Below are 23,055 nucleotides of genomic sequence, written 5' to 3' on the forward strand. Positions count from 1 at the left end.
CGCGACGGAGATCGGCCGCTCCGGCGGTCGCAGGCCATTGACCTTCCAGGCGCCCTGCCGAACACTCGGCTCCAAGAGCGCACCCGACGACGGCTCACGTCGCAGCGGCGCCGCACGGACCATATGGGAGGGATCATGTTCACCGCATCCATGCGGTTCGACCTCGGTGACGAGGTGAACGCGCTTCGAGACATGGTGCATCGCTGGGCGCAGGAGCGGGTCAAGCCGCTGGCCGCCGCGATCGACCGCGACAACGACTTCCCGCACGATCTCTGGCATGAGATGGGCGAGCTCGGCCTTCTGGGCATCACCGTGCCCGAAGAGGATGGCGGCGCGGGCATGGGCTATCTCGCCCATGTCGTCGCGGTCGAGGAGATCGCCCGCGCCTCGGCCTCGGTCTCGCTCAGCTACGGGGCGCATTCGAACCTCTGCGTCAACCAGATCAACCTCAACGGCTCGCCCGAACAGAAGGCGCGCTACCTGCCGGGCCTGATCTCGGGCGAACGGGTCGGCGCGCTCGCGATGTCCGAGGCGGGCGCGGGGTCGGACGTAGTGAGCATGTCGCTCCGCGCCGAGAAGAAGAACGACCGCTTCGTGCTGAACGGCACCAAGTACTGGATCACCAATGGCGGCGAGGCGGGCACGCTCGTCGTCTACGCCAAGACCGATCCCGAGGCCGGGGCGCGCGGCATCACCGCCTTCCTGATCGAAAAGACCATGCCGGGCTTCACCCAGTCTGATCATTTCGACAAGCTCGGCATGCGCGGTTCGAACACGGTGGAGCTGCGCTTCGACGAGGTCGAAGTGCCCTATGACAACATCTTGGGCGAGGAAGGCCGCGGCGTCGCGGTCCTGATGTCGGGGCTCGATTACGAGCGGGTCGTGCTGTCGGGGATCGGCACCGGGATCATGGCCGCCTGTCTCGACGAGATCATGCCCTACCTGGCCGAGCGCAAGCAGTTCGGAAAACCCATCGGGGATTTCCAGCTCATGCAGGGCAAGATCGCCGACATGTACACCAAGCTGAACTCCGCCCGCGCCTATATCTACGAGGTCGCGCGCGCCTGCGACCGGGGCGAGGTGACCCGACAGGACGCCGCCGCCTGCGTGCTCTATGCCAGCGAAGAGGCGATGACCGTCGCCCATCAGGCGGTGCAGGCGATGGGCGGGTCGGGCTTCATGAACGAGACGCCCGTCAGCCGGATGTTCCGCGACGCCAAGCTGATGGAGATCGGCGCAGGCACCTCCGAGATCCGGCGCATGCTGATCGGGCGCGAGCTGATGGCGGCGATGCGCTGATGGCGGTCCTGGCCTCGCAGATCTCGCCCCGCTCCGAGAGTTTCGCGGCCAATCGCGCCGCGCAGGAGGCGCAGCTCGCGCCCGTCGCGGAGGCCGCGCTCTGGGCCGAGCGCGGCGGCGGCGAGGCCGCGCGCGAGCGGCATGTCTCGCGCGGCAAGCTTTTGCCCCGCGAGCGGATCGCGCGGCTCCTCGATCCCGGCTCGCCCTTCCTTGAGGTAGGGCTCTTCGCGGCGCATGGCATGTACGGGAACGCCAGCCCGGCAGCGGGCGCAATCGCGGGCATTGGCCGGGTCGCGGGGCGCGAGGTCATGGTGGTCTGCAACGACGCCACCGTGAAGGGCGGCACCTATTTCCCGATGACGGTCAAGAAGCACCTCCGCGCACAGGAGATCGCGCAGGCGAACCGCCTGCCCTGCGTCTACCTGGTCGACTCGGGCGGTGCGAACCTTCCCAACCAGGACGAGGTCTTCCCCGACCGCGACCATTTCGGCCGGATCTTCTTCAACCAGGCCAATATGAGCGCCGCTTGCATCCCGCAGATCGCCGTGGTGATGGGTTCCTGCACCGCGGGCGGGGCCTACGTGCCCGCGATGTCGGACGTCACCATCATCGTGCGGGATCAGGGCACGATCTTCCTCGCCGGTCCGCCCCTGGTGAAGGCCGCCACGGGCGAGGTCGTCTCGGCCGAGGATCTGGGCGGCGGCGACGTCCATACCCGGCTCTCGGGCGTGGCCGATTACCTGGCCGAGGACGACGCCCATGCGCTGGCGCTGGCGCGGCAGGCGATCGCCAACCTGAACGGCGAGAAGCCCGTAACCGTCGCGCGCCAGACCCCAGAAGAGCCGCTCTACGATCCCGAGGAGCTTCTGGGCGTCGTCCCCGCCGATCTTCGGACGCCCTATGACATCCGCGAGGTGATCGCCCGCATCGTCGACGGCTCCCGCTTCGACGAGTTCAAGGCGCGCTTCGGCACCACGCTAGTGACCGGCTTTGCCCATGTGATGGGCCTTCCGGTGGGCATCATCGCCAACAATGGCGTGCTCTTCTCGGAAAGCGCCCAGAAGGGCGCGCATTTCGTCGAGCTCTGCGCGCAGCGGAAGATCCCGCTCGTGTTCCTCCAGAACATCACCGGCTTCATGGTCGGGCGAAAATACGAGGCCGGGGGCATCGCGCGCGACGGCGCCAAGCTGGTGACGGCGGTGGCGACGGCCAGTGTTCCGAAGATCACGCTTCTGGTCGGCGGCAGTTTCGGCGCGGGGAATTACGGCATGTGCGGACGGGCCTATGATCCGCGCTTCCTCTGGACCTGGCCCAACAGCCGCATCTCGGTCATGGGCGGCGAACAGGCGGCAGGCGTTCTGGCCACCGTCAAGCGCGACGCCATCGAGCGCAAGGGCGGGTCTTGGTCCGAGGAGGAGGAGCGCGCCTTCAAAGAGCCGGTGATCGACCAGTTCGCCGAGCAGGCGCATCCGCTCTATGCCTCGGCGCGGCTCTGGGATGACGGCATCATCGACCCGCGCCGCACCCGCGACGTGCTGGCGCTGTCGCTCTCGGCGGCGCTCAACGCGCCCATCGGGGAGACGCGCTTCGGCGTGTTCCGGATGTGACGGGCGATGCGGCGGAGCGGCTCTTTCCGGGCGCTGTGCGCTACCGGCCGGGCGACGGACCCGCGCTCAACGCCGAGATCCTGGGCCTGATGCGGGCGGGGCGAAAGACCGCGACCTGCGCGGCGCTCTCGGAGTTTTCCGAGGCAGAGCCCGCGCCGGAGCCCGGCCGGGTGGATATCGCGCTCGACTGGGCAGGACAGCCCGCGCTCGCCACGCGCACGCTTGCGGTGGAGCAGCTGCGCTGGGACGAGATGGACGAGGCCCGGGTGCCGCCGCAGGGCGAGTTCCGCGATCTGGCGGACTGGCGCGCGGGCTACCGCGCCTACCTGACGCGCGCGGGTCGGTTCCGCGAGGACCTGCCGCTCATCTACGAGACCTTCGCGGTCGTCCATGATTTCGGGGAGGAGGCGGCATGATCCGCACATTGCTGATCGCCAATCGCGGCGAGATCGCCTGCCGCGTCATCGCCACCGCCCGCCGCCTCGGGATCCGCACCGTCGCGGTCTATTCCGATGCCGACCGGGACGCGCGTCATGTCGCGATGGCCGACGAGGCCGTGCATATCGGCCCGCCCCCGGCCTCCGAGAGCTACCTGAACGCGGACGCGATCCTCGCCGCCGCGCGCAGGGCCGGCGCCGACGCGATCCATCCTGGCTACGGGTTCCTCTCCGAAAATCCCGGTTTCGTGGAGGCGGTCGAGGCCCAAGGGCTGACCTTCGTCGGCCCGCCCGCCAGCGCCATCCGCGCGATGGGTCTGAAAGACGCGGCCAAGCGCGCGATGGAAGAGGCAGGCGTCCCGGTCGTGCCCGGCTACCACGGCGACGATCAGGACCCGGCGCATCTGGCGCGCGAGGCCGAAGCGATCGGCTATCCGGTGCTCATCAAGGCCCGCGCTGGCGGCGGCGGCAAGGGCATGCGGCTCGTCGAGCGCGCCGGTGATTTCGCCGCTGCGCTGGAAAGCGCGCAGCGCGAGGCACAGGCGGCCTTCGGCGATCCGGCCTGCCTCATCGAGAAATTCGTGACCTCTCCGCGCCATGTCGAAATCCAGGTCATGGCCGATGCGCATGGCACCGTCCTCCATCTCTTCGAGCGCGACTGCTCGCTCCAGCGCCGCCATCAGAAGGTGATCGAGGAAGCCCCTGCCCCGGACATGCCCGAGGCGGTGCGCGCCGCGATGGGCCGCGCCGCGGTCGAGGCCGCGCGCGCCATCGGCTACCGGGGCGCGGGCACCGTCGAGTTCATCGCCGACGGCTCCGGCCCGCTCCGCGAGGACGGGTTCTGGTTCATGGAGATGAACACACGGCTGCAGGTCGAGCATCCCGTGACCGAGGCGATCACCGGGCTCGATCTGGTGGAGCTGCAGCTCCGCGTGGCCGCCGGAGAGGCGCTGCCGATGGCGCAGGAGGATCTCTCCATCGACGGCTGGGCCTTCGAGGCGCGGCTCTATGCCGAGGACGCGGCGCGGGGCTTCTTGCCCGCGACCGGCACGCTGGCGCATCTGGAATTTCCCGAGGCCGCCGAGTTCGCGCGCGGGTCCGTCCGGGTCGATGCGGGCGTGCGCTCGGGCGACGAGATCAGCCCGCATTACGACCCGATGATCGCCAAGATCATCACCCACGGCCCCACCCGCGCTGCCGCGCTGGCGCGCCTGCGCCAGGCCCTGGCAGAAACGCAGGTCGCGGGCACCGTGACCAATCTCGACTTCCTCTCGGCCCTGGCCGCGCATGAGGGCTTCGGACGGGGCGAGGTCGATACCGGTCTGATCGCCCGCGACCAGGACACGCTGACCGCCCCTGCCCCGGTCGTTGGCTCTCTGGTCGCGCTCGCGGCCGCGGCGGCGGCGGGTCTGACCGGTCCGGCCACAGGCGACGATCCCTGGGACCGGCTGTCGGGCTACCGGCATTTCGGCCCGGCGACGCGAACGGTGCTCGTGATGCAGGGAGACGCCCTGATTGCGGCGGAGGTCGCGCAGACCGGCCAGAGCGTCCGGGTCAGCTGGGACGAGCAGGCGATCACGCTGCATCTTGATCGTGCGGGCGGGGAGTTGCGTGTGACCGAGGACGGCCAAAGCTACCCGGCCGAGATCCGGCGGATCGGATCGACCCTCGCGGTCTTCGCCTCGGGCCACCGCGCGGTCTTCACCCTGCCCGACCCGCTCGCGCTTGCCGATGCGGATGCCGCGGGCGGCGATGCGATCACCGCGCCGATGCCGGGTCTGGTCAAGCGCGTCTCGACCGCGCCGGGCGCCGAGGTCGAGAGCGGCGCCGCGCTCATCGTGCTCGAGGCGATGAAGATGGAACACACGCTGACCGCGCCGCGCGACGGCACGGTGGCCGAGCTTCTGGTGGCCGAGGGCGACCAGGTCAGCGACGGCACGCTGCTGCTGCGGCTGGAGGACGAGGCATGAGCGATTCGGTCACCCTCTTCGAGATGGGCCCGCGCGACGGGCTCCAGAATGAAAAGGCGCAGATCGCGACCGCCGACAAAATCCGCCTGACCGATCTCCTGTCCGAAGCGGGGTTCGCGAAGATCGAGGTCACGAGCTTCGTCAGCCCGAAATGGGTGCCGCAGATGGCCGATGCCGCCGAGGTGCTGGCCGGGATCACCCGCCGCCCCGGCACGTCCTATGCCGCGCTGACGCCGAACCTGCGCGGCTTCGAGGCGGCGCTGGCGGCGAAGGCCGACGAGGTGGCGATCTTCGCCTCGGCCTCCGAAGGGTTCAGCCGCGCCAATATCAACTGCTCCATCGCCGAGAGCCTCGAGCGCTTCGCGCCGGTGGCCGAGGCCGCGCGCGCGGCCGGTGTGCCGATGCGCGGCTATGTATCCTGCGTGACCGATTGCCCCTATGACGGCAGCGTCCCTCCGGCCGAGGTCGCCCGCGTCGCCCGCGCGCTCGTCACGCTCGGCTGCTACGAGGTGTCCCTCGGTGACACGATCGGCGCGGCGACGCCCGAGACGACGCAAGCGATGCTGGCCGCGGTGATCTCGGAGATCCCGCCCGACCGGCTGGCGGGGCATTTCCACGACACTGGCGGGCGCGCGCTGGACAATATCGAGGTGAGCCTGAGCCACGGTCTCCGGGTCTTCGACAGCGCCATCGCGGGGCTCGGCGGCTGCCCCTACGCGCCGGGCGCGCGCGGAAACGTGGCGACCGAGGCCGTGGTCGCGCGGCTGTCCGGGCTGGGCTACGAGACCGGCCTCGACATTGCCGCGCTCGACCGCGCCGCGGAGTTCGCGCGCAGCCTGAGGAGCGCAGAATGACCTACGAGACGCTCGATCTTGCTCGCGACGACCGTGGCGTGGTCACGGTCACCCTGAACCTGCCGGAAACACGCAACGCCATGTCGGGCGCGATGATCGCGGAGTTGACCGATCTCGCGGGCGCGCTTGGCGACGACGGCTCCATGCGCGCGGTCGTTCTGGCCGGCGCGGGCAAGGTGTTCTGTGCCGGGGGCGACCTGACCTGGATGAAGGCGCAGATCGCCGCCGACCGCGCGACGCGCATCCGCGAGGCCACGAAGCTCGCGCAGATGCTCCGCGCGCTCAACGAGATGCCGAAACCGCTGATCGGCAAGCTCCACGGCGCGGCCCTGGGCGGCGGTGTCGGGCTGGCCTGCGTCTGCGACGTGGCGCTCGCCGCGACCGGCACGCGCTTTGGATTGACCGAGACCCGGCTGGGGCTGATCCCGGCCACGATCGGACCTTACGTCCTGGCGCGCATGGGCGAAGGCCGGGCGCGGCGGGTGTTCATGTCGGCCCGTCTCTTCGAAGCGGAGGAAGCGGCCGAGCTGGGCATCATCGCCCGCGCCGTGCCGCCCGAAGATCTCGACGATGCCATCGAGGCCGAGGTCCTGCCCTATCTCTCGGTCGCCCCGAAGGCCGTCGGCGCGGCCAAGGCGCTGGCGCGCAGCCTCGGGCCGAGAATCGACGACGCGGTGATCGAGGACACCATCCGACGGCTGGCCGACACCTGGGAGGGCGAGGAAGCGGCGCACGGGATCGGCGCGTTTCTCGACAAGACACCGCCCCGCTGGGCCTGATGCGGACTCAAAGACACAGGAAACAGTCTTTTTCACAACCTTTACGAGAACCCGCCTTTTCTCTGACGCAACACCCTGAGACTATCCTTTCGTATAGAGTTCGCATTCCCCTTTTTCTGGGGTCGCAGAACGCGGAGACGTCGATTGTCACAAGTCATTTCACCCCGCACAGCCAAACCCGTGCACCAGGCTGGTCCCGCCGAGACCGCGTCCTGGAGAGAGACCCCCTTTACCGTCGTGGTGCCCGACCTGTCTCGCAGGAGCGTCGGGCGCGGTGTGCGATGCCTGCCGCTCTGCGCTCTCGGCGGCTTCACCGCCAGCGCGACCGCCTGGATCGTAAGTCAGAATGTCTGGGCAACCTTCGTTGCCGCCGCGGCCGGAGCGGCCATTGGCGGGCTCGCCGCCTGCCGGTTGACGCGCAACGGGAGATTGCGCTGAACCGAGGCCGCTCTCGTCATCACGGAAGTGTGATATTTATATTTTTTTGAAATCTACCAAACTATTGAGCGCAAATTCTCACGCATTGCATGAACCAATAAAACGCCAGACACACCTCCAAAGCCTCCTGCTTCTGTCCAGAGAAGCCGCCCCTGAACCCGCGGAGAGACGGGCGCTGTGCCGAGGAAATCGGCGAAAGCCCCACCCGCGCGCGCTGAGAACAGACCCTCTCAAGGCTTTCTCCTGACAGCTCGCCGCAAAGCCATATACTGGCGACGCCGGTGCAGACGCTGGTGCGGACAGAGTGGAGATGACGATGAAGGTCGTGGTGATGGGAGCCGGCGTGATCGGCGTGACGACCGCGTATTACCTGGCCAAGGGCGGTGCCGAAGTGACGGTGCTCGACCGCCAGATCGGGCCCGGCCTCGAGACGAGCTACGCCAATGCGGGCGAGCTCAGCTACGGCATGACCTCGCCCTGGGCCGCGCCGGGCGTTCCGAAGAAAGCGCTGAAATGGCTTTTCATGAAGCGCCGCCCGCTCTTCATCTGGCCGCTGATCAGCCCGACCATGTGGGTCTGGGGCGCGCAGATGCTGCGCAACTGTGACGAGACGCGCTACCGGGTGAATAAGAGCCGGATGGTGCGCATCTCCAACTATTCGCGCGACCTGCTGCCCGATCTCATCGCCGAGACGGGCATTTCCTATGACGGCCGCTCGCAGGGCACGTTGCAGCTCTTCCGCACCGAGAAGCAGCTCAAGGGATCGAAGGCCGACCAGGAGGTTCTGGCCGAGTTCGATTCGCCCTTCGAGGTGCTCGACCGCGACGGCTGCATTGCCGCCGAACCGGCGCTGGCCCGGGTCCGGGACAAGTTCGTCGGCGGCCTGCGCCTGACCGCCGACCGCACCGGCGATTGCCGCCTCTTCACCCAAGGCCTCGCCGATCGCTGCGCCGAGGTGGGCGTCGAGTTCCAATACGGCCAGTCGATCCGCGCGATCACCGTCGAGAACGGCCGGGTCGCCGGGATCGACACCGAAATCGCCGGGCGCTTCGAGGGCGACGCCTATGTCTGCGCGCTCGGCACCTACGGCCCGCGGCTTCTCAATCCCATCGGGATCCGGCTGCCGATCTACCCGGTCAAGGGCTACTCCGTGACCCTGCCTGTTCTCGACGACGAACGGGCGCCGCAATCGACGATCATGGACGAGACCCACAAGGTCGCGATCACCCGGCTCGGAGACCGCATCCGCGTCGCCGGCACCGCCGAGATCGCCGGTTATTCGAACCGCCTCGGCCCCCACGCGACCGATACGGTGCGCTACGTGGTCAACGACCTCTTCCCGGGAGGAGGCGATCTCGGCCGCGCCGAGGGCTGGACCGGCCTCCGCCCGATGACGCCAGACGGCACGCCGGTGCTCGGCAAATCGCCCTTCGACAACCTGTTCCTGAACACCGGCCACGGCACGCTCGGCTGGACCATGGCCTGCGGCTCGGGCCGCGCGGTCGCCGACATGGTCCTCGGGCAGACCCCGGAGATCTCGATGGAGGATCTGGGCCCCGAACGCTACGCGTGAGAGAGCGGTAGCTGGGCCTTCAGGCGCGCCAGCCGCCGCTTGTTCAGCCGTGAGAGGTTGCACATCTTGCCGTTCAGGGTTTCCTGCACGGCATGGAGGATCGCAGCACGAGCAAGAGCCTCGTTCCCGGACCGCACTCAGTCCGCCTCGAATGCGCTTGAGAATGCCTGGTGGCCTTCCAAATCCACGATCCTGGCGTAATCCTCGTAGCTTGCGGGTGGAGGGGATGCCGGTTTCTGGGATCGGTGGAGGTCGGACAGGGCCTTTTGCACCCCCGCGATCGCTGCGAACAGGGCGGTCACGGCGTAGAGCGCGACGGTGAAGCCCTGCGCTTCGAGCTCGGGCAAGGTCAGGAGCGCGGCGTCGGTGCCGTCCACGAGGCTCACGACCTTCGGGCCGTCGAGCCCGCGGGCGATGCCTTCGACCTCGGCGCGGGTCTTCACGCCGTCGATAAAGACGAGATCGACGCCGGTGTCGCGATAGGCCTTCGCGCGGTCGAGCGCGCTGGCGAGGCCTTCGGGTTGCAAGGCGTCGGTGCGCCCGATCAGGACGGTGTCGACCTGCATCTCCTCTCGCGCGGCGACGACTGCCCGCAGACGGGCCGCGGCCTCCGCGCGTCCGACGAGCCGGACACCGGAAAGCTGGCCGCAGCGCTTGGGGCTCACCTGGTCCTCCAGATGCAGCCCCGCGACGCCCGACAGGGCGTAATCCTGAAGCATCCGGCGCACGTTCAGCGGACCGCCATAGCCGGTATCGGCATCGGCGATGACGGGAATGTCGCAGGCGCGGACGAGGGCGCGGGCCTGCTCGGCCATCTCGGATTGCGTCATGAAGCCCAGATCCGGCGTCCCCAGCCGGGACGCCGTAGCACCGAGACCGGTCATGTAGACGGCTTCGAACCCCGCAAGCGCGACCTGGCGGGCGGTCAGGGGATCGGCCGCGCCCGGGCAGGCGAGGATATGCGGCTGGGCCAGGCGCGCGCGGAGGCGCGTGGCCCCGTCGGTCAGTCCGGTCCGTCTCATCGGGCGGGCGCCTTCGCCGTGGCCGCATTGCCGAGGTGGCCGTCTTCCAGCGCCTTGCTGTAGACCTCTTCGGTGCGGCGGATATGGGTTCTGAGGGCGGCGTCGAAGGCGGCAAGATCGCCGCGCGCGAGGAAGTCGGTCAGGGCCTCGTGCTCCGCAAAGGATTCGTCCCGGCGCTCTGCATAGGGCGCGGTGATGTTCGCGCGGAGCGCCGCGATCCTGCTGGCCGCAAGCAGGTTCGCGTCCTGCAGGTAGGAATTGCCGCAATGGCGGAACGCGGCGTTGTGAAACTGGGTGTCGAGCGTGCCATAGGCATCGACATCGCCCTCGTCGAGCGCCGTGCGCATGGCGGAGACCACCGAGTTCAGCTCGGACAGGTAGGCGTCCCGCGCGACGCGGAGCGCGAAGCGCGCTCCTTGCGTCTCGATGAGCTCGCGGTAGTCGCAGATCGCCGCGATGTCCTCGAGCGAGGTCTCGAACACGAAGGAGCCGCGCTTGGGCCTGACCAAGACGAGCCCCTCGCGGGCCAGAAGCGCCATGGCGTCGCGGATCGGCGTGCGCGAGACGCCGAGCATCTCGACCAGACGGTCTTCCGAGATGTTCTCTCCGAGGCGGAACGCGCCCGAAAGGATGGCCTCGCGGATCCGTTCCGCGGACATCTCGGTGAGCGATCTCTGGGGGACAATGCGGGTCAGGGTCATGCCAGGGCCTTCTTCTTCCGTCGTCCCGCCGCCCAGACGATAACAGGCGCTGTCCAGACCACCAACACCAGAAGCGCGAGACCCGCCGCGATGGGACGTTCGACAAATCCGAGGAGCAGACCGTCGCTCTTGATCAGCGAGGTCACGAAGTTCCGCTCGACGAGGAGCCCCATCACGATGCCGAGGATCGCCGGTGCGACCGGAAACCCGTTCTCTTCCATCAGGTAGGCGAAGACGCCGAGGACCAGCATGATCACGATGCCGGAGGCCGAGGAGTCGATCGAATAGGCGCCGACGATGCAGAAGGCCAGGATCAGCGGCGCCAGAGTGAGCTTCGACACCCGGAGCACCTGCGAGGCCAGCGCCACGGCCAGAAGGCCCAAGGGCACGATCATCAGGTTCGCGATCAGGAAGACGAGAAAGATCGCCATGATCTTGTCGCCGGAGGTCAGGAAGATCATCGGCCCGGGGTTCAGACCCTTGACGTAGAGGACGCCGATCACGATGGCGGTGATGCTGTCGCCCGGGATGCCGAAGACCATCGCCGGAACATAGGCGCCCGAGAGCGCCGAGTTGTTCGCCGCGCAGGCCTCGACCAGCCCCTCTTCGCTGCCCTTGCCGTAGGTCTCGGGCTTTTTCGAGAAGCGCTTGGAGACCGCGTAGGAAATCCACGAGCCGATATCGGACCCGGCGCCGGGCAGGATGCCGATGGTGGTGCCGATGACCGAGCCGCGAAAGAGCCCGGTCTTGGTCTTCCAGAGCAGGGCTCCCATGCCGCGGAACATGCGCGCGGGGTTGCCGATGGGCGCCACAGGGGGCACCGCCTCGCGGTTGACGAAGGTGCGGATCAGCTCGGGCACCGCGAACATGCCGATGAGTGCGGGGACAAAGGCGACGCCGCCCAGAAGCGAGGTGACGCCGAAGGTGAACCGCGGATAGCCCGAGGTGGTGTCCATCCCGACGCTGGCGATCAGCAGGCCGAAGAGCAGCGACATCAGCGATTTGACGATCGAGCCCGTTCCCAGCATGACCGCGGCCGACAGGCCCAAGAGCGCCAGCCAGAAATACTCGAACGAGGTGAAGTTCAGCGAGACCAGCGCCAGTTGCGGTGCGGCGACCATCAGCACCAGCGAGCCGAAGATACCGCCGATGGCCGAGGCCGTGACTGAGATCCCCAAGGCCCGCCCGACCTTGCCCGCGCGCGTGAGCGCGTTCAGGTCGTCGATGTAGGCGGCCGAGGCCGCGGTGCCGGGAATGCGCACGAGTGCTGCGGGAATGTCGGAGGCAAAGATCGCCATCGCCGCCGTCGTCACGATGGCCGCGATGGCGGGCACCGGGTCCATGAAGAAGGTGATCGGCACCAGCATCGCCGTCGCCATGGTCGCCGACAGGCCCGGAACGGAGCCGACGAACAGGCCGAAGACGGAACAGCCGAGCATCACCAGGAACAGGTCCCAGGACATCAGGAGTGGCAGCGCGTCGGACAGGTGGCCGAGCATCAGAGCAGACCTTTCAGCGGACCTGCCGGAAGCGGCACGTTCAGGAACCGGGTCAGCGAGAGATGCACGAGGGTGACGAAGGCCACGCCGACGCCGATCCAGACCGGGTGACGTTTGCCCGATGCGAAAAAGAGCGCCGCGAGCAAGACGCTGCCCCCGAGGACGAAGCCTATCTCCTCGAACCACACCGCGAGGATGCCGGAGCCCGCGATCATCACGACGGCGGTCGCCTGCCGGTCGCGGCGACGCCACCCGGGATGGGCGTCGACCAGCGGCCCCCCTGCCCGCGCGCCCCGGATCGCGATCACCGCTCCGCCGAGGGCGCAGAGCGTGCCTAGGACCACGGGGAAGGTGCCCGGTCCGATCGGCTGTCCGGTGAGCTTGGGAAAGCCGCTGGCTGTCCAGGCGATCCAGACGCCGAACGCGATCAGAACGGCACCGATGGCGCTGTCATGGAATCTCATGCGTCCTCACCCCTTCTGCACGCGCGGCGCCCCCGGCGCCGGATCGCCTCCGGCACCGGGGGAGCGGGTCCTTACTTGGACAGGCCCACGGCCTTGAGCGTTCCGCCCAGCGCGTCGTCGGAGGATTTCATGAAGCTCTCGAATTCCGCGCCGGTCGTCCACTGCATGGCATAGCCGCGATCATTCATGAACTTGACGTATTCCTCATCCTGCACGACCTCGCCCAGCACGGCGGTCAGCTTCTCGGCCACCTCCGGCGACAGGCCCTTGGGCGCGACGAGCCCGCGCCACGAGCCGAGGGCGAATTCGAAATCGGTGGCCTCGTTGAAGGTCGGAACATCCGGAGCCGCGTCCATGCGCGATGTCGCGAAGACGGCCAGCGGACGGATGAGCCCGGCCTCCATCAGCGCCGCACCTTCGGGCAGAGACGCGGTGGCAACCTCGACACCGCCCGCGGCAAGGTCCTGAAGGCCGGGCGCGGCGCCTTCGGAGGGCACCCAGGCCACGCGGTCGGCGGGCATTCCGGCGGCCATCAGCATCCCCGCGAGCGCGAGATGGTTCACGCCCCCCTGCGCCGAGCCCGAACCCTTGAACTCGCCATCGGGCATCTCCTCGAGCGCCGACAGAAGCGCGCCGATATCCTCGTAGTCGCTGCTTGTGTTCACGAAGATCGCAGCCGGGTCGGAGTTGTAGAGGCCGAGCGGCGTGTAGGCCGTGTAGTCGATCTCGGTCAGGCCCAGATTGTGCATCGTGCCGATTTCCAGGGTCGCGACGCCAATGGTCTGACCGTCGGGGGCCGCGTCGGCAATCGCGGTGTGGCCGATCACGCCGGACCCGCCCGTGCGGTTCTCGACCGGCACCGGCACGCCGAGCTTACGTTCCAGGAGCGAGCCGATCATCCGCGCGGTGGCATCGGTGCCGCCGCCGGCCCCCCAGGGCACGATCATCGTGACCGGCCCGTCGGGCCAGTCCTGCGCCGCGGCAGGCAGGGCGGTCGTGGTCATCAGCGCGGCCAGCGTGGCCAGAACCTTGCGTTTGGTGAAAGTCATCTTGGTCTCCTCCTTGGATAGGACAGTCCGGCCGGAATCCTCCTCCAGTCCGGGTTGGGTGGTGCGGTCAGTCGAAAATCTTCGTCGGGTTCAGAATTCCCTCGGGGTCGAAGGCCGCCTTGATCCGCCGCATCAGGTCGATCTCGGCGGGCCCGCGGCTAAGCGGGAGATACGGTTTCTTGAGCGTGCCGATGCCGTGTTCCGCCGACACCGTGCCGTTCATCTCGCCGATCAGGCCGTAGACGATGCGGCTTGCCTCCGGGATCGGCTGCGGGTCCGCACCGGGCACCCAGGCCACGACATGCAGGTTTCCGTCGCCGATATGGCCGTAATAGACCGAGTGGCAGCCCATCCCCTCGGACAGAGAGGCCTTCGCGCGGGTGACGAACTCGTCCATCCGCGACACCGGCAACCCGACGTCGAAACTGATATGCGGACCGATGATCTCGGGATTGGCGAACTCCGCCGCCGCGTCGCGGGTGGCCCAGAACGCGGCGATGTCGGTCAGGCTCTGCGCAACCGCGCCGTCCTGAACGAGGTCCTCTTCCAGGAGATGCTCGAGGAGGCTTTCGAACCGGGCGCCGTCGATGGCCTCGTCCAGCCCCTGCATCTCGATCAGGATCACGTGGCTGCCATCGCCCATCGAGACCGGCGCGCGCACCCCGACCCTCTCGGTCGCCTGGTGCCAGTAATCCGCCCACATGACCTCGAAGGCCGACAGGAGCGGGCCGAGCTTCTGTCGCGCGGCCGAGAGCACGCCCAGGACCGCGTCATAGTCCCGCGCGACGCAGAGAGCGGCTGACGTGCAGGCGGGCTGCGGGAACAGGCGAAGCACGACCCGGGTGATGATGCCCAGCGTTCCCTCGGAGCCGATGAAGAGCTGTTTCAGGTCGTAGCCCGCGTTGTTCTTGATCATCCGGTTCAGCATCGAGACCACGGTGCCATCCGCGAGGACCGCCTCGAGCCCGAGCACCAGATCGCGGGTCATGCCGTAGCGGATCACGCGGTTGCCGCCGGCATTGGTCGAGAGATTGCCGCCGATCGCACAGGAGCCCCGGGCTCCGAGATCGAGGGGAAAATAGAGGCCCGCCTCCGCGGCCGCGGTCTGGATCCTCTCCAAAGGCGTGCCTGCAAGGACGGTCATGGTCATGCCCGCGGGGTCGATCGCCTCGATCCCGGACATCCGCTCCAGCGACAGCGCAACACCACCGTCGACCGGGCGGGCCCCGCCGCACAGGCCGGTGAGGCCACCTTGGGGGGTCACGGAGAACCCCGCCGCGTGGCACTCGCGCATGATCCTGGCCACCTCCTCGGTCGAGGTCGGGCGAAGGACGGCGCGCGGCGAGGTCTGCGGCAGGAAGCTCCAATCGGTCCGATTGCGGGCGGGCAGATCGGCGCCTTCTAGACAGCCGCTCGCACCGAGCTCTCGTCTCAGCGCCGCAAGAGCGTCCGTCGCTGCCGTCGTGTCGTTCATCAAATCGCCTCCCGTTATGTGTTACATATAACAAGGCGAGGGACATTGGAAGCCGTTTCTAGTTTCGGTGTTTTTACGTATTTAGTTCAGTGGTTTGCGGCTATTTACCCCTACCCCGAGACGGTCAGCAAGAGCGGGACGTGAACCAAGAAGGGCCGATCATTGCGCACCAGGAAGAGCGCTGAACGGCATATGACTCGATCCCCCGAGACCCGAGCGACAGAGCGCTCATCCGTGGAGACCGACAACGCAAGGCGCACATGCCTCAGCCCAAGCGGTCCGGAAGGTCTAGAAAATTGCACCCCGCCCCTCGGTCCGCCCTCTCTTCAGGTCGGCATCCTGTCCAGGGCATCCAGGAAATACGGGCGAAAGCCCTCCGGGTGCTCGCTCATGGGGAAATGACCCAGCTCGTCCATGACCGCGAGGGTCGCGCCGGGGATGGCGTCCGCGGTGCGGCGCGCGTCCTCGGGGGTGCAGGTCAGGTCATAGGCGCCGACGAGGATGTGGACCGGCGTCTGCGCGGTGTCGATCTGCCCCAGCCTTCCGATCAGGCTGTCATCCTGCGTGTAGAAGCTGAGATCGCCCCGGAAGACCCCCGGGCCCGATTGCATGAACATCCACAGCGTGTTCCAGCGCGCGGCATGCGGCGCGTAGGGTGAGATATTGGCCGAGACGAGCGCCGCGCCCATCTCCCCGCCATGCGCGTCGGGGCGGTCAAACCAGTCGATATCGTACCATGCGGGCTGGAAATCAGACGCCTCGATCGCGATGAAGCCGGAAAACCGCTCTGGGCGCAGCGCGGCAAGCTGCAGGGCGATCCGTCCCCCCATCGAGAAGCCCGCCAGCACCGGGCGCTCCAGCCCGAGCGCGTCGATCACGGCGAGCACGGTCTCGATATAGGTCTCGGTCGTCAGCAGGTACTCCTCGTCCTCTGCGCCGTCCGGCGGCAGGGATTTGGAATGCCAGGGCATGTCGAAGGCGATCAGCCGGTTCGTCGCGGTGATCTCGGCGTCGTTCATCAGGTGCCGCCATTGCGCGCTATGGGCTCCGGCGGTGTGCAAGCAGAGAACCGGGCGACCCGACCCGGCCTCTTCGAAATAGATGCGGTGGGGACGACCGGCGATCTCGACCGTGACGTAGCGGCCGGTGATGGGTTCGATGCTCATGTCCGGCTCTTCCGGGGGAGCGCCAGCACGTCCTTGAAGAAGCGCAGGTTCTTCACCAGCGTCAGGATATCGCCGAGGATCTGCGCGCGGCCGATCTTCACCAGCCCGAAGAGATCGTGGAATCCGGGCTCGGGCCGTGGCTCCCAGAACTTCTCCAGCGCGTCTCCATCGGTGACGATGGCGAAGCGGTACGGGATTTTCTTCGAGGGACCGGGCAGCACATCGGCGATCCGGCCCTTCTCGAAGACGAGGTAATGCTCATCGGCATCGATCTTCAGAAGCACCGTCTCCGAGACCATCCGGCCCCGCCGGGTGATCTGGGCCTGTTCCTCCAGCCGGGACTGCATCTGCAAAACCTCTTCGCGCATCGGGCCTCCTTCCGTGACGTGTCGGCACCCTGACCGGGACGCGCCCCTGTTCCAATGACGGCGCGGGTATCGGCGGATACCTTCGGACCGCAGGCGCCCATCGCGGGCCGCGAGGTCGGCGTCATCGAGCGGAGCAGGTTCCGACAGCGGTCGTGCGTCGGGCCGAGCGCGCCCAGAGCGTCGCGCTAGAAGGTCTCGGCCTCATCCGGAACCGGACCCCCTGCGGATCGGGGAGTTGCGACCGCTTCTCCACCGGCACGATGCCGTGAATGTCGAGAGGCGTGCGTTCTGGCGTCTCCGAGAGGCCGATCAGCTCGCGGCCCCTCCCCCGTTTGTCGACCCGAACTTGCCGAGGCCCGCCCGCTGGCACAGACCTCAAGGGCATGCGAGGAGACCGCCGCCCGCCGCACCGTCCGGGTATCGCCTCATACCGGCTGAGATATTGGAAGCGCCCGCCGCAATCGCGAGATTGGCCGTCGAGACGCACCCGCATCCAAGGGAGGACACAGGATGGCCAAGATCACGCTCGACAACATCACCGAGGAAGTCACCGACGCGCTCGGCAAGAACGGCGACATTTCCGCACGCCAGCGCGAGATCATGACCTCGCTGATCAAGCACCTGCACGGCTTCTGCAAGGACGTGAAGCTGCAGCACCACGAGTTCATCGCGGCCTGCCAGTTCCTCGCCCGCGCGGGTGCCGTCTGCGACGGCGGACGGCAGGAGTTCATCCTGCTCGGCGACATCCTCGGCGTCGAGGTGCTGGTCGACATGCTGTCGAACCCGGTCACCGGCACCGAGAGCGAAAGCACCGTTCTGGGCCCGTTCTACCGCGAGAACCCGCCGGTCCTGCCCAAGGGCGCCTCGACCGTGATCAAGGAATTTCCGAACCAGGAAACCGTGTATTTCGAAGGCTATATCCGCGACACCGACGGCACGCCCCTGGCCGACGTGACCATCGACGTCTGGGAGGACGCGCCGAACGGTCTCTACGAGAACCACGATCCCGACCAGCCCGAGTTCAACCTGCGCGGCCGGTTCGAGACCGACGAGAACGGGCATTACGCCTTCCGCGCGCTGCGCCCGGTCGACTACCCGATCCCCGACAACGAGACCGCGGGCGAGCTTCTGCGCTTCATGGGGCACCACCCGATGCGCCCCGGGCACATGCATTTCATCGTCTCGAAAGACGGCTACCGTCCGCTGATCAGCCAGATCTACGACAGCAGCTCGAAGAACCTGGACAATGACAGCGTCTTCGCCGTGAAGGAGAGCCTCATCGGCGAGTTCCGCAAGGCCGGTCCCGACCTGGATACCGACCTGCATGTCGCGTTCGACTTCAGGCTGAAGAAGGACGCGGCCAGCGACCGCATCGCCGCCGAATAGGACCCTCCCCCCCCGGAAGACCGACTGGAAGCCTCCCTCGCGGAGGCTTTCTTTTTGCCCCGGTGCGCTGCACCTTCGCGGGCCTGGAGGCCCTGACCCATGAACGTCACGAAGCTGAGATATTTCATCGCCGTCGCCGAAGAACTTCACTTCGGGCGCGCGGCGGAGCGGCTCGACATGGCGCAGCCACCCCTGAGCCGCGCGATAAAGCAGCTCGAAGAGGAACTGGGCGCGACGCTCTTCAACCGGGGCCGGAGCGCGATCACCCTCACCCAGGCGGGCGAGCGCCTGCTGGAGCGCGGGCGCTCGATCCTGACGCAGATCGAGGACAAGCGGCTCGAGATAAAGCGACTGGGACAAGGCGCCGAGGGGCGGCTGCGGATCGGCTTCGTGGGATCGGCGACCTTTGGCATCCTGCCGAACATCATCAAGTCGTTCCGTCGCGGCCATCCCGAGGTCAACCTCAGCCTGACCCCGATGAACAATGCGCAGCTCCACCGGGCGCTCGTCGCGCGCGAGCTGGACGTGGCCTTCGGTCGCCCGGCGCTGACCGATCCCGAGTTCATCACCCGGGAGCTTCTGGAGGAGAAGCTGATCCTCGCCGTGCCCGACCAGATCGACACCGGCGGGCGCAGCGTGGCGCGCCTCGAGCGGCTGAAGGACCAGCACCTCATCCTCTATCCCGAGCACCCGCGGCCGAGCTACGCGGACGTGGTCCTGGACGCCTGCGAGACGGCGGGCTTCGACGTGCCGCTCAAGATGTGGTGCATGGACCTGCAGACCGCGCTCAGCCTCGTGGCGGTCGGCGAAGGCGTGTGCATCGTGCCGGACTCGGTCTCATCCGCGCCGCGCAAGAACTTGAAATTCCTCGACATCGAGCCCGAGATCGGCCGAACCGCCCTGTCGATCAATTACCGCTGCGACGAACAGGGCGTGCATGTGAAGACCTTCATCGAGATCGCTCAGAAGGTCGCGCGTAAGCTCCTCTGACGGGCCAGCCACCGAGCGATCGATGCAGCCCCGGGACCCGCGCGGCTCATGCCGGGTGTCCGGTCCAGACGATTTACCCCTCCGAGGCCGCCGCGCTTCAGCTCCGTCAGCTCGTCCAGAATTAGCTGCACGATGACCGACGTCAGACCCTCGGTCGGCTCGGGATCTGGCTCTCACGAGATGCGCATCATCCCGGCCTCGATGAACATGTCGCGGATTGCGCGGGAGAGACCGGTCGGGTCTCCTTCTTCGACCATACTGTCGAGCAGCGTCTCCAAGCCGGTCAGGGTCTGTTCGGCGCTCCCCTGCTCTCGAGCGCACGTGTCAGGTCCCGGCGCCGACCATGTAGGACCGGCGGGGTTTGTCCCTCAGGAACGGCTCGATCCGCTCGGGATCGATCTCGGCGCCGAGGCCCGGGCCTTCGGGCAGGTGCACGGCGAAATCGCGATACTCGAGCGGGCGCGTCAGGATCTCGTCCTTGAGCAGAAAGGGACCGAAGAGCTCCGTCCCCCACTCCAGCACCGGCACGGTGGAGAAAAGCTGCAGCGCCGCGGCGGTGCCGACGCCCGCCTCGAGCATCGTCCCGGCATAGAGGCCGATGCCCGCGGCCTGCGCGATGGCGATGACCTCGGCGGCGCGCTTGAGGCCTCCCGACTGGGCGATCTTGACCGCGAAGGCATCGGCCGACCGGCCTGCCGCGACGCGCATCGCCGACTTCGGTCCCTTCAGCGCCTCGTCCGCCATGACGCCGATCTCAAAGCCGTCGGTCAGCAACTTCAGCTGGTCGACGTGATCCTCGCCGATCGGCTGCTCGACGAGATCGACGCCGATCTCTTGCAAGCCGCGCAGCCCCCAGCGCGCTTCGGTCAGGGACCAGGCTTGGTTGACGTCGACCCGGATCGAGGCCTCGCGGCCGACCGCCTCGCAGATCGTCGCGACATGGGCCAGGTCGTCGCGCATGTCGCGCGTGCCGATCTTCAGCTTGAAGATGTTGTGTCGCCGCCGCTCCAACAGGTCGCGCGCCTCGGCGATGTCGGTCTCGGAATTGCCCGAGGCCAGCGTCCAGGCAACCGGGAGCGCCGTGCGGACCGGGCCGCCGAAAAGCTGCGCGACCGACACGCCGAGGCGCCGGGCGAGACCGTCCCAGAGCGCGGTCTCGACGGCGCAGCGCGCGATCGGGTTGCCCTTCACGCTGCGCTCCATCGCGTCGATCAGCGCGTTGATGCCGTCGCCGTCGCACGTTTCCAGAACAGGGGCGATATAGGTGTCGATCACCGATTTGATGCTCTCGGGGCTCTCGGCACCGTAGCTCATTCCGCCGATCGTGGTGCCCTCGCCGATCCCCTCCGACCCGTCGGAAAAGCGGATCCGGACGAGGACGGCGGACTGCACCGTCATCGTGGTCATCGACAGGATGTGCCCGCGGATGGTGGGCAGGTCGACGATGGTCGTCTCGATGCGGTCGATCTGGGGCACGTTGGGTCTCGTTCCGTGGGCGCTCACTGCCCACGAAAATCCGCGCCGCGGCCTCGAAAGTCCAATACCGGCTTGGTCTTGAGTGATACCCGGCGCCTCCAGCGCTGGCCGGTATTCCGCGATACCCGACCCTGTATCGCGCCGCGGAGGGAGGTCGGTTTTCCTTCTCCTTCGGAGGGATTGGACCTGTCTATTCGGAAACGCCGGGACGCGGTTCTGAGCATCGTTATCCTCGCGACGCCCGGGGCACGGCTTGGGACAGGGGAACGATCCTCGGCACATTGCCTGCGGATCGAACGCCTGCTTGTTTCGCCCGCCGCCGCGCAGTTCAGCCGCCGCTTCCGGTGCGCCTGCGGGTCGCCGCTTGCGATATGGCGGCGGCTCACGCGCTAGCTGCGGAGGCAGCACGACGATCTGCAGGAGACCGCGGGGGCGCAGAGCTTTAGATCAGCTAATTGAAATGATAGATTTTGTCATTTTAACTAATCCTCCGCAGATGCGACAGTGACCTCCAGCGGCAGGGAGAGCCGCTTTGGGAGGTTGCATGATCGAGGCGTTTCAGACGCTGACGGGCACGTCGGCGGTGCTCTACCTGATGTTCGGGGCCTTGCTGGGTCTCGTCGTCGGAATCCTCCCCGCTCTGGGCGGCGCGGCGGGGCTCTCGCTGCTCATTCCCTTCATCTACGGCATGGACCCGAGCGCGGCGATGGCGATGGTCATCGGCATGTTGGCGACCGTGAGCACCGGCGACACGATCACCTCGGTTCTCCTGGGCGTTCCCGGATCTGCCTCGTCGCAGGCGACGGTGCTCGACGGCTTTCCCATGGCCAAGCAGGGCCAGGCGGCGCGGGCGTTGTCGGCCGGGTTCCTCAGTTCGGTGATCGGCGGGCTCTTCGGAGCGATCGTCCTGACGCTGACGCTGCAATCGGCGAAACAGGTGATCCTGTGGTTCGGCATTCCCGAGATCCTGATGATGATCCTCTTCGGCGTCGCCAGTGTCGCGGCGCTCTCGGGGAGGAGCCTTGCCAAAGGCGTGGCGATCTGCGCCTTCGGCATGGTCGTCGCCTCCATCGGCTTCGCGCCGGCGAGCGGCGAGCAACGGCTTGATCTCGGGCTCTTCTATCTGGGCGACGGGCTGCCGCTGATCGCCTGCGTGATCGGGGTGTTCGTGGTGCCCGAGATCGTCGACCTGATCCAGCAGAACCGCTCGATCTCGGACCGACCGAGCCTCGGAAACGGCAGGCGGCAGGGCGTTCTGGACGTGCTGCGCAACAAGTGGATCGTGCTGCGGTCGGCGACGGTGGGGTGCCTTATCGGGGCGATGCCCGGGGTCGGCGGCGCGGTCGTGGACTGGATCGTCTATGGCCAGACCGTGCGGTCGGCCAAGGACAAGAGCAAGTTCGGCAAGGGCGACGTGCGCGGCGTGATCGGGGTCGAGAGCTCGAACAACGCGGTTCTGGGCGGTGCGCTGGTGCCGACGCTCCTCTTCGGCGTGCCGGGCTCGGGCTCGACCGCGCTGCTCCTGTCGGCGCTGATCCTGATCGGCATCCAGCCCGGACCGGGGATGCTGACGCAGGACATCGACCTGACCTACCTGATGATCTGGAGCCTTGCCCTCGCCAATATCCTGGGCGCCGGGGCCTGCTTCCTGTTCGCGCGGCATCTGGCCAAGCTGACGCTGATCCCCTTTGCGTGGATCGCGCCCTTCTTGATCGTGGCGATCAGTTTTGCGACGCTGCAGATCAACCGCGACCCGCGCGACCTGTTCCTGATCCTGATCTTCGGCGCGATCGGCGTGGCGATGCGCCGTTTCGGCTTCTCGCGCCCGGCCTTCCTGATCGGCGTCGTGCTGCAGCAGAACCTCGAAAAGTCGCTCTACCAGACGGCGCAGCTCTACAGCCTGACCGAGTTTCTCTCGCGGCCCATCGTGCTGATCCTCCTTGTGGTGGTGCTGGTGATCCTGGGCAATTCGATCAAGCAGCAGCTCGCGAAATCCGCGGAGCCGTCGGACGAGATCGACCGCGTCCGCCAGACCCGGCCCGCGCAGCTGATCCTGCCCGCGCTTCTTGCGGCCTTCTTCGCCGCGGCCCTCTGGATGGTGAGGGACCTGCAGCCGCTCGGGCGGATGTTCCCGGTGGTGGCGGGCGGCTTCGGGCTCGTGGCCGCGCTGGTGATCCTCGCGCAGCTTGGCCGCGGCGCGCCCTCGGCGCTGGAAGACAGCCATGTCACCGGCCCGCGCTACTCGGTGTCCTTTGCCCACACCGCGGCGTGGCTGGTCGCGGCGGTGCTGTCGATCGCCTGCTTCGGCTTCTTCGCCGGGGCCGCGCTTTTCATGGCGTCGTTCCTGACGGTCGAGGCGCGTGCGCACCCGCTCGCCACGCTGGCGGGCGTCTCGGCCATCGTCGGCGTCTACCTGTTCCTGACCTATCAATCCGGGACCTTCCTGCCGGACGGCTGGGTCCTGTCGCTGAACCCATGGGATTACTTCTGAGGTGGAGAAAAC

Annotated in this window: 20 protein-coding genes; 10 read left to right on the forward strand and 10 right to left on the reverse strand. The window is 67.6% G+C overall.

Features of this window, described 5'->3' with window-relative positions; all coding sequences use genetic code 11:
- Positions 1–135: 135 nt before the first annotated feature.
- The 7 genes from ACFQ4E_RS11855 (at position 136) to ACFQ4E_RS11885 (ending at position 8,957) form a co-directional block, all read left to right on the forward strand.
- On the forward strand, positions 136–1,299 hold the full coding sequence (locus ACFQ4E_RS11855) for an acyl-CoA dehydrogenase family protein (protein WP_386803783.1): 1,164 nt from the start codon (positions 136–138) through the stop codon (positions 1,297–1,299).
- Positions 1,299–2,906 (forward strand): carboxyl transferase domain-containing protein, encoded by a 1,608-nt coding sequence (locus ACFQ4E_RS11860; RefSeq protein ID WP_386803785.1) that lies wholly within the window; start codon positions 1,299–1,301, stop codon positions 2,904–2,906. Before ACFQ4E_RS11855 ends, ACFQ4E_RS11860 begins: the two co-directional genes overlap by 1 nt.
- On the forward strand, positions 2,903–3,322 hold the full coding sequence (locus ACFQ4E_RS11865; protein WP_386803787.1) for an ASCH domain-containing protein: 420 nt from the start codon (positions 2,903–2,905) through the stop codon (positions 3,320–3,322). The genes ACFQ4E_RS11860 and ACFQ4E_RS11865 overlap by 4 nt, the downstream gene beginning before the upstream one ends.
- The gene (locus tag ACFQ4E_RS11870) at positions 3,319–5,313 is read left to right on the forward strand and encodes an acetyl/propionyl/methylcrotonyl-CoA carboxylase subunit alpha (protein WP_386803789.1); all 1,995 of its coding nucleotides are present in this window, start codon (positions 3,319–3,321) and stop codon (positions 5,311–5,313) included. Before ACFQ4E_RS11865 ends, ACFQ4E_RS11870 begins: the two co-directional genes overlap by 4 nt.
- A complete protein-coding gene (locus ACFQ4E_RS11875) occupies positions 5,310–6,167 on the forward strand; it encodes a hydroxymethylglutaryl-CoA lyase (RefSeq protein ID WP_386803791.1) in 858 nt (285 codons plus the stop codon). The genes ACFQ4E_RS11870 and ACFQ4E_RS11875 overlap by 4 nt, the downstream gene beginning before the upstream one ends.
- Positions 6,164–6,946: a crotonase/enoyl-CoA hydratase family protein gene (locus ACFQ4E_RS11880; RefSeq protein WP_386803793.1), complete on the forward strand. Its 783-nt coding sequence runs from the start codon at positions 6,164–6,166 to the stop codon at positions 6,944–6,946. Before ACFQ4E_RS11875 ends, ACFQ4E_RS11880 begins: the two co-directional genes overlap by 4 nt.
- A gap of 754 nt (positions 6,947–7,700) precedes the next feature.
- Complete coding sequence (locus ACFQ4E_RS11885) at positions 7,701–8,957, forward strand: D-amino acid dehydrogenase (protein WP_386803855.1); 1,257 nt, start codon at positions 7,701–7,703, stop codon at positions 8,955–8,957.
- On the opposite strand, the gene ACFQ4E_RS11890 is transcribed toward ACFQ4E_RS11885, so the two are convergent.
- The 9 genes from ACFQ4E_RS11890 to ACFQ4E_RS11930 form a co-directional block, all read right to left on the reverse strand.
- Positions 8,948–9,094 (reverse strand): hypothetical protein, encoded by a 147-nt coding sequence (locus ACFQ4E_RS11890; RefSeq protein ID WP_386803795.1) that lies wholly within the window; start codon positions 9,092–9,094, stop codon positions 8,948–8,950. The genes ACFQ4E_RS11885 and ACFQ4E_RS11890 overlap by 10 nt on opposite strands.
- Positions 9,095–9,979 carry an isocitrate lyase/PEP mutase family protein gene (locus ACFQ4E_RS11895; protein WP_386803797.1) on the reverse strand — a complete coding sequence of 295 codons (885 nt, stop codon included), beginning with the start codon at positions 9,977–9,979 and terminating at the stop codon, positions 9,095–9,097.
- Positions 9,976–10,680, reverse strand: coding sequence for a GntR family transcriptional regulator (locus tag ACFQ4E_RS11900; protein WP_386803799.1), 705 nt, complete (start codon positions 10,678–10,680; stop codon positions 9,976–9,978). Before ACFQ4E_RS11900 ends, ACFQ4E_RS11895 begins: the two co-directional genes overlap by 4 nt.
- Positions 10,677–12,179, reverse strand: a complete 1,503-nt coding sequence (locus tag ACFQ4E_RS11905; protein WP_386803801.1) for a tripartite tricarboxylate transporter permease — start codon at positions 12,177–12,179, stop codon at positions 10,677–10,679. The genes ACFQ4E_RS11900 and ACFQ4E_RS11905 overlap by 4 nt, the downstream gene beginning before the upstream one ends.
- Positions 12,179–12,643: a tripartite tricarboxylate transporter TctB family protein gene (locus ACFQ4E_RS11910; RefSeq protein WP_386803803.1), complete on the reverse strand. Its 465-nt coding sequence runs from the start codon at positions 12,641–12,643 to the stop codon at positions 12,179–12,181. The genes ACFQ4E_RS11905 and ACFQ4E_RS11910 overlap by 1 nt, the downstream gene beginning before the upstream one ends.
- Before the next feature lie 71 nt (positions 12,644–12,714).
- On the reverse strand, positions 12,715–13,692 hold the full coding sequence (locus ACFQ4E_RS11915) for a Bug family tripartite tricarboxylate transporter substrate binding protein (protein ID WP_386803805.1): 978 nt from the start codon (positions 13,690–13,692) through the stop codon (positions 12,715–12,717).
- Positions 13,693–13,759: 67 nt separating this feature from the next.
- Positions 13,760–15,166, reverse strand: coding sequence for an FAD-binding oxidoreductase (locus tag ACFQ4E_RS11920; protein WP_386803806.1), 1,407 nt, complete (start codon positions 15,164–15,166; stop codon positions 13,760–13,762).
- A gap of 326 nt (positions 15,167–15,492) precedes the next feature.
- Positions 15,493–16,332, reverse strand: coding sequence for an alpha/beta fold hydrolase (locus tag ACFQ4E_RS11925; RefSeq protein ID WP_386803807.1), 840 nt, complete (start codon positions 16,330–16,332; stop codon positions 15,493–15,495).
- Entirely contained in the window at positions 16,329–16,700 is a 372-nt protein-coding gene (locus ACFQ4E_RS11930) for a hypothetical protein (protein WP_386803809.1), read from the reverse strand. The genes ACFQ4E_RS11925 and ACFQ4E_RS11930 overlap by 4 nt, the downstream gene beginning before the upstream one ends.
- Before the next feature lie 510 nt (positions 16,701–17,210).
- Here ACFQ4E_RS11930 and ACFQ4E_RS11935 point away from each other — a divergent pair.
- A complete protein-coding gene (locus tag ACFQ4E_RS11935; RefSeq protein WP_386803811.1) occupies positions 17,211–18,086 on the forward strand; it encodes a dioxygenase family protein in 876 nt (291 codons plus the stop codon).
- Positions 18,087–18,185: 99 nt separating this feature from the next.
- The gene (locus ACFQ4E_RS11940) at positions 18,186–19,076 is read left to right on the forward strand and encodes a LysR family transcriptional regulator (RefSeq protein ID WP_386803812.1); all 891 of its coding nucleotides are present in this window, start codon (positions 18,186–18,188) and stop codon (positions 19,074–19,076) included.
- Between the two features lie 324 nt (positions 19,077–19,400).
- Here ACFQ4E_RS11940 and ACFQ4E_RS11945 read toward each other — a convergent pair whose 3' ends face one another.
- Positions 19,401–20,552 carry a muconate cycloisomerase family protein gene (locus tag ACFQ4E_RS11945; protein ID WP_386803814.1) on the reverse strand — a complete coding sequence of 384 codons (1,152 nt, stop codon included), beginning with the start codon at positions 20,550–20,552 and terminating at the stop codon, positions 19,401–19,403.
- Positions 20,553–21,096: 544 nt separating this feature from the next.
- Between ACFQ4E_RS11945 and ACFQ4E_RS11950 the strand changes: the two genes are divergently transcribed.
- The gene (locus ACFQ4E_RS11950; RefSeq protein ID WP_386803816.1) at positions 21,097–23,043 is read left to right on the forward strand and encodes a tripartite tricarboxylate transporter permease; all 1,947 of its coding nucleotides are present in this window, start codon (positions 21,097–21,099) and stop codon (positions 23,041–23,043) included.
- The last annotated feature ends 12 nt before the right edge of the window (positions 23,044–23,055 follow it).

Origin of the sequence: Litorisediminicola beolgyonensis (assembly GCF_042679605.1) — a bacterium.
GTDB lineage: Bacteria > Pseudomonadota > Alphaproteobacteria > Rhodobacterales > Rhodobacteraceae > Litorisediminicola > Litorisediminicola beolgyonensis.

What these genes read in the sequence shown, in the direction of transcription:
- ACFQ4E_RS11935 (WP_386803811.1), top strand. Translation starts at nt 17,211, where the DNA reads ATGGCCAAGATCACGCTCGACAACATCACCGAGGAAGTCACCGACGCG.
- ACFQ4E_RS11895 (WP_386803797.1), bottom strand. Translation starts at nt 9,979, where the DNA reads ATGAGACGGACCGGACTGACCGACGGGGCCACGCGCCTCCGCGCGCGC.
- ACFQ4E_RS11885 (WP_386803855.1), top strand. Translation starts at nt 7,701, where the DNA reads ATGAAGGTCGTGGTGATGGGAGCCGGCGTGATCGGCGTGACGACCGCG.
- ACFQ4E_RS11855 (WP_386803783.1), top strand. Translation starts at nt 136, where the DNA reads ATGTTCACCGCATCCATGCGGTTCGACCTCGGTGACGAGGTGAACGCG.
- ACFQ4E_RS11860 (WP_386803785.1), top strand. Translation starts at nt 1,299, where the DNA reads ATGGCGGTCCTGGCCTCGCAGATCTCGCCCCGCTCCGAGAGTTTCGCG.
- ACFQ4E_RS11925 (WP_386803807.1), bottom strand. Translation starts at nt 16,332, where the DNA reads ATGAGCATCGAACCCATCACCGGCCGCTACGTCACGGTCGAGATCGCC.
- ACFQ4E_RS11950 (WP_386803816.1), top strand. Translation starts at nt 21,097, where the DNA reads ATGATCGAGGCGTTTCAGACGCTGACGGGCACGTCGGCGGTGCTCTAC.
- ACFQ4E_RS11930 (WP_386803809.1), bottom strand. Translation starts at nt 16,700, where the DNA reads ATGCGCGAAGAGGTTTTGCAGATGCAGTCCCGGCTGGAGGAACAGGCC.
- ACFQ4E_RS11875 (WP_386803791.1), top strand. Translation starts at nt 5,310, where the DNA reads ATGAGCGATTCGGTCACCCTCTTCGAGATGGGCCCGCGCGACGGGCTC.
- ACFQ4E_RS11900 (WP_386803799.1), bottom strand. Translation starts at nt 10,680, where the DNA reads ATGACCCTGACCCGCATTGTCCCCCAGAGATCGCTCACCGAGATGTCC.
- ACFQ4E_RS11920 (WP_386803806.1), bottom strand. Translation starts at nt 15,166, where the DNA reads ATGAACGACACGACGGCAGCGACGGACGCTCTTGCGGCGCTGAGACGA.
- ACFQ4E_RS11910 (WP_386803803.1), bottom strand. Translation starts at nt 12,643, where the DNA reads ATGAGATTCCATGACAGCGCCATCGGTGCCGTTCTGATCGCGTTCGGC.
- ACFQ4E_RS11880 (WP_386803793.1), top strand. Translation starts at nt 6,164, where the DNA reads ATGACCTACGAGACGCTCGATCTTGCTCGCGACGACCGTGGCGTGGTC.
- ACFQ4E_RS11940 (WP_386803812.1), top strand. Translation starts at nt 18,186, where the DNA reads ATGAACGTCACGAAGCTGAGATATTTCATCGCCGTCGCCGAAGAACTT.
- ACFQ4E_RS11915 (WP_386803805.1), bottom strand. Translation starts at nt 13,692, where the DNA reads ATGACTTTCACCAAACGCAAGGTTCTGGCCACGCTGGCCGCGCTGATG.
- ACFQ4E_RS11905 (WP_386803801.1), bottom strand. Translation starts at nt 12,179, where the DNA reads ATGCTCGGCCACCTGTCCGACGCGCTGCCACTCCTGATGTCCTGGGAC.
- ACFQ4E_RS11870 (WP_386803789.1), top strand. Translation starts at nt 3,319, where the DNA reads ATGATCCGCACATTGCTGATCGCCAATCGCGGCGAGATCGCCTGCCGC.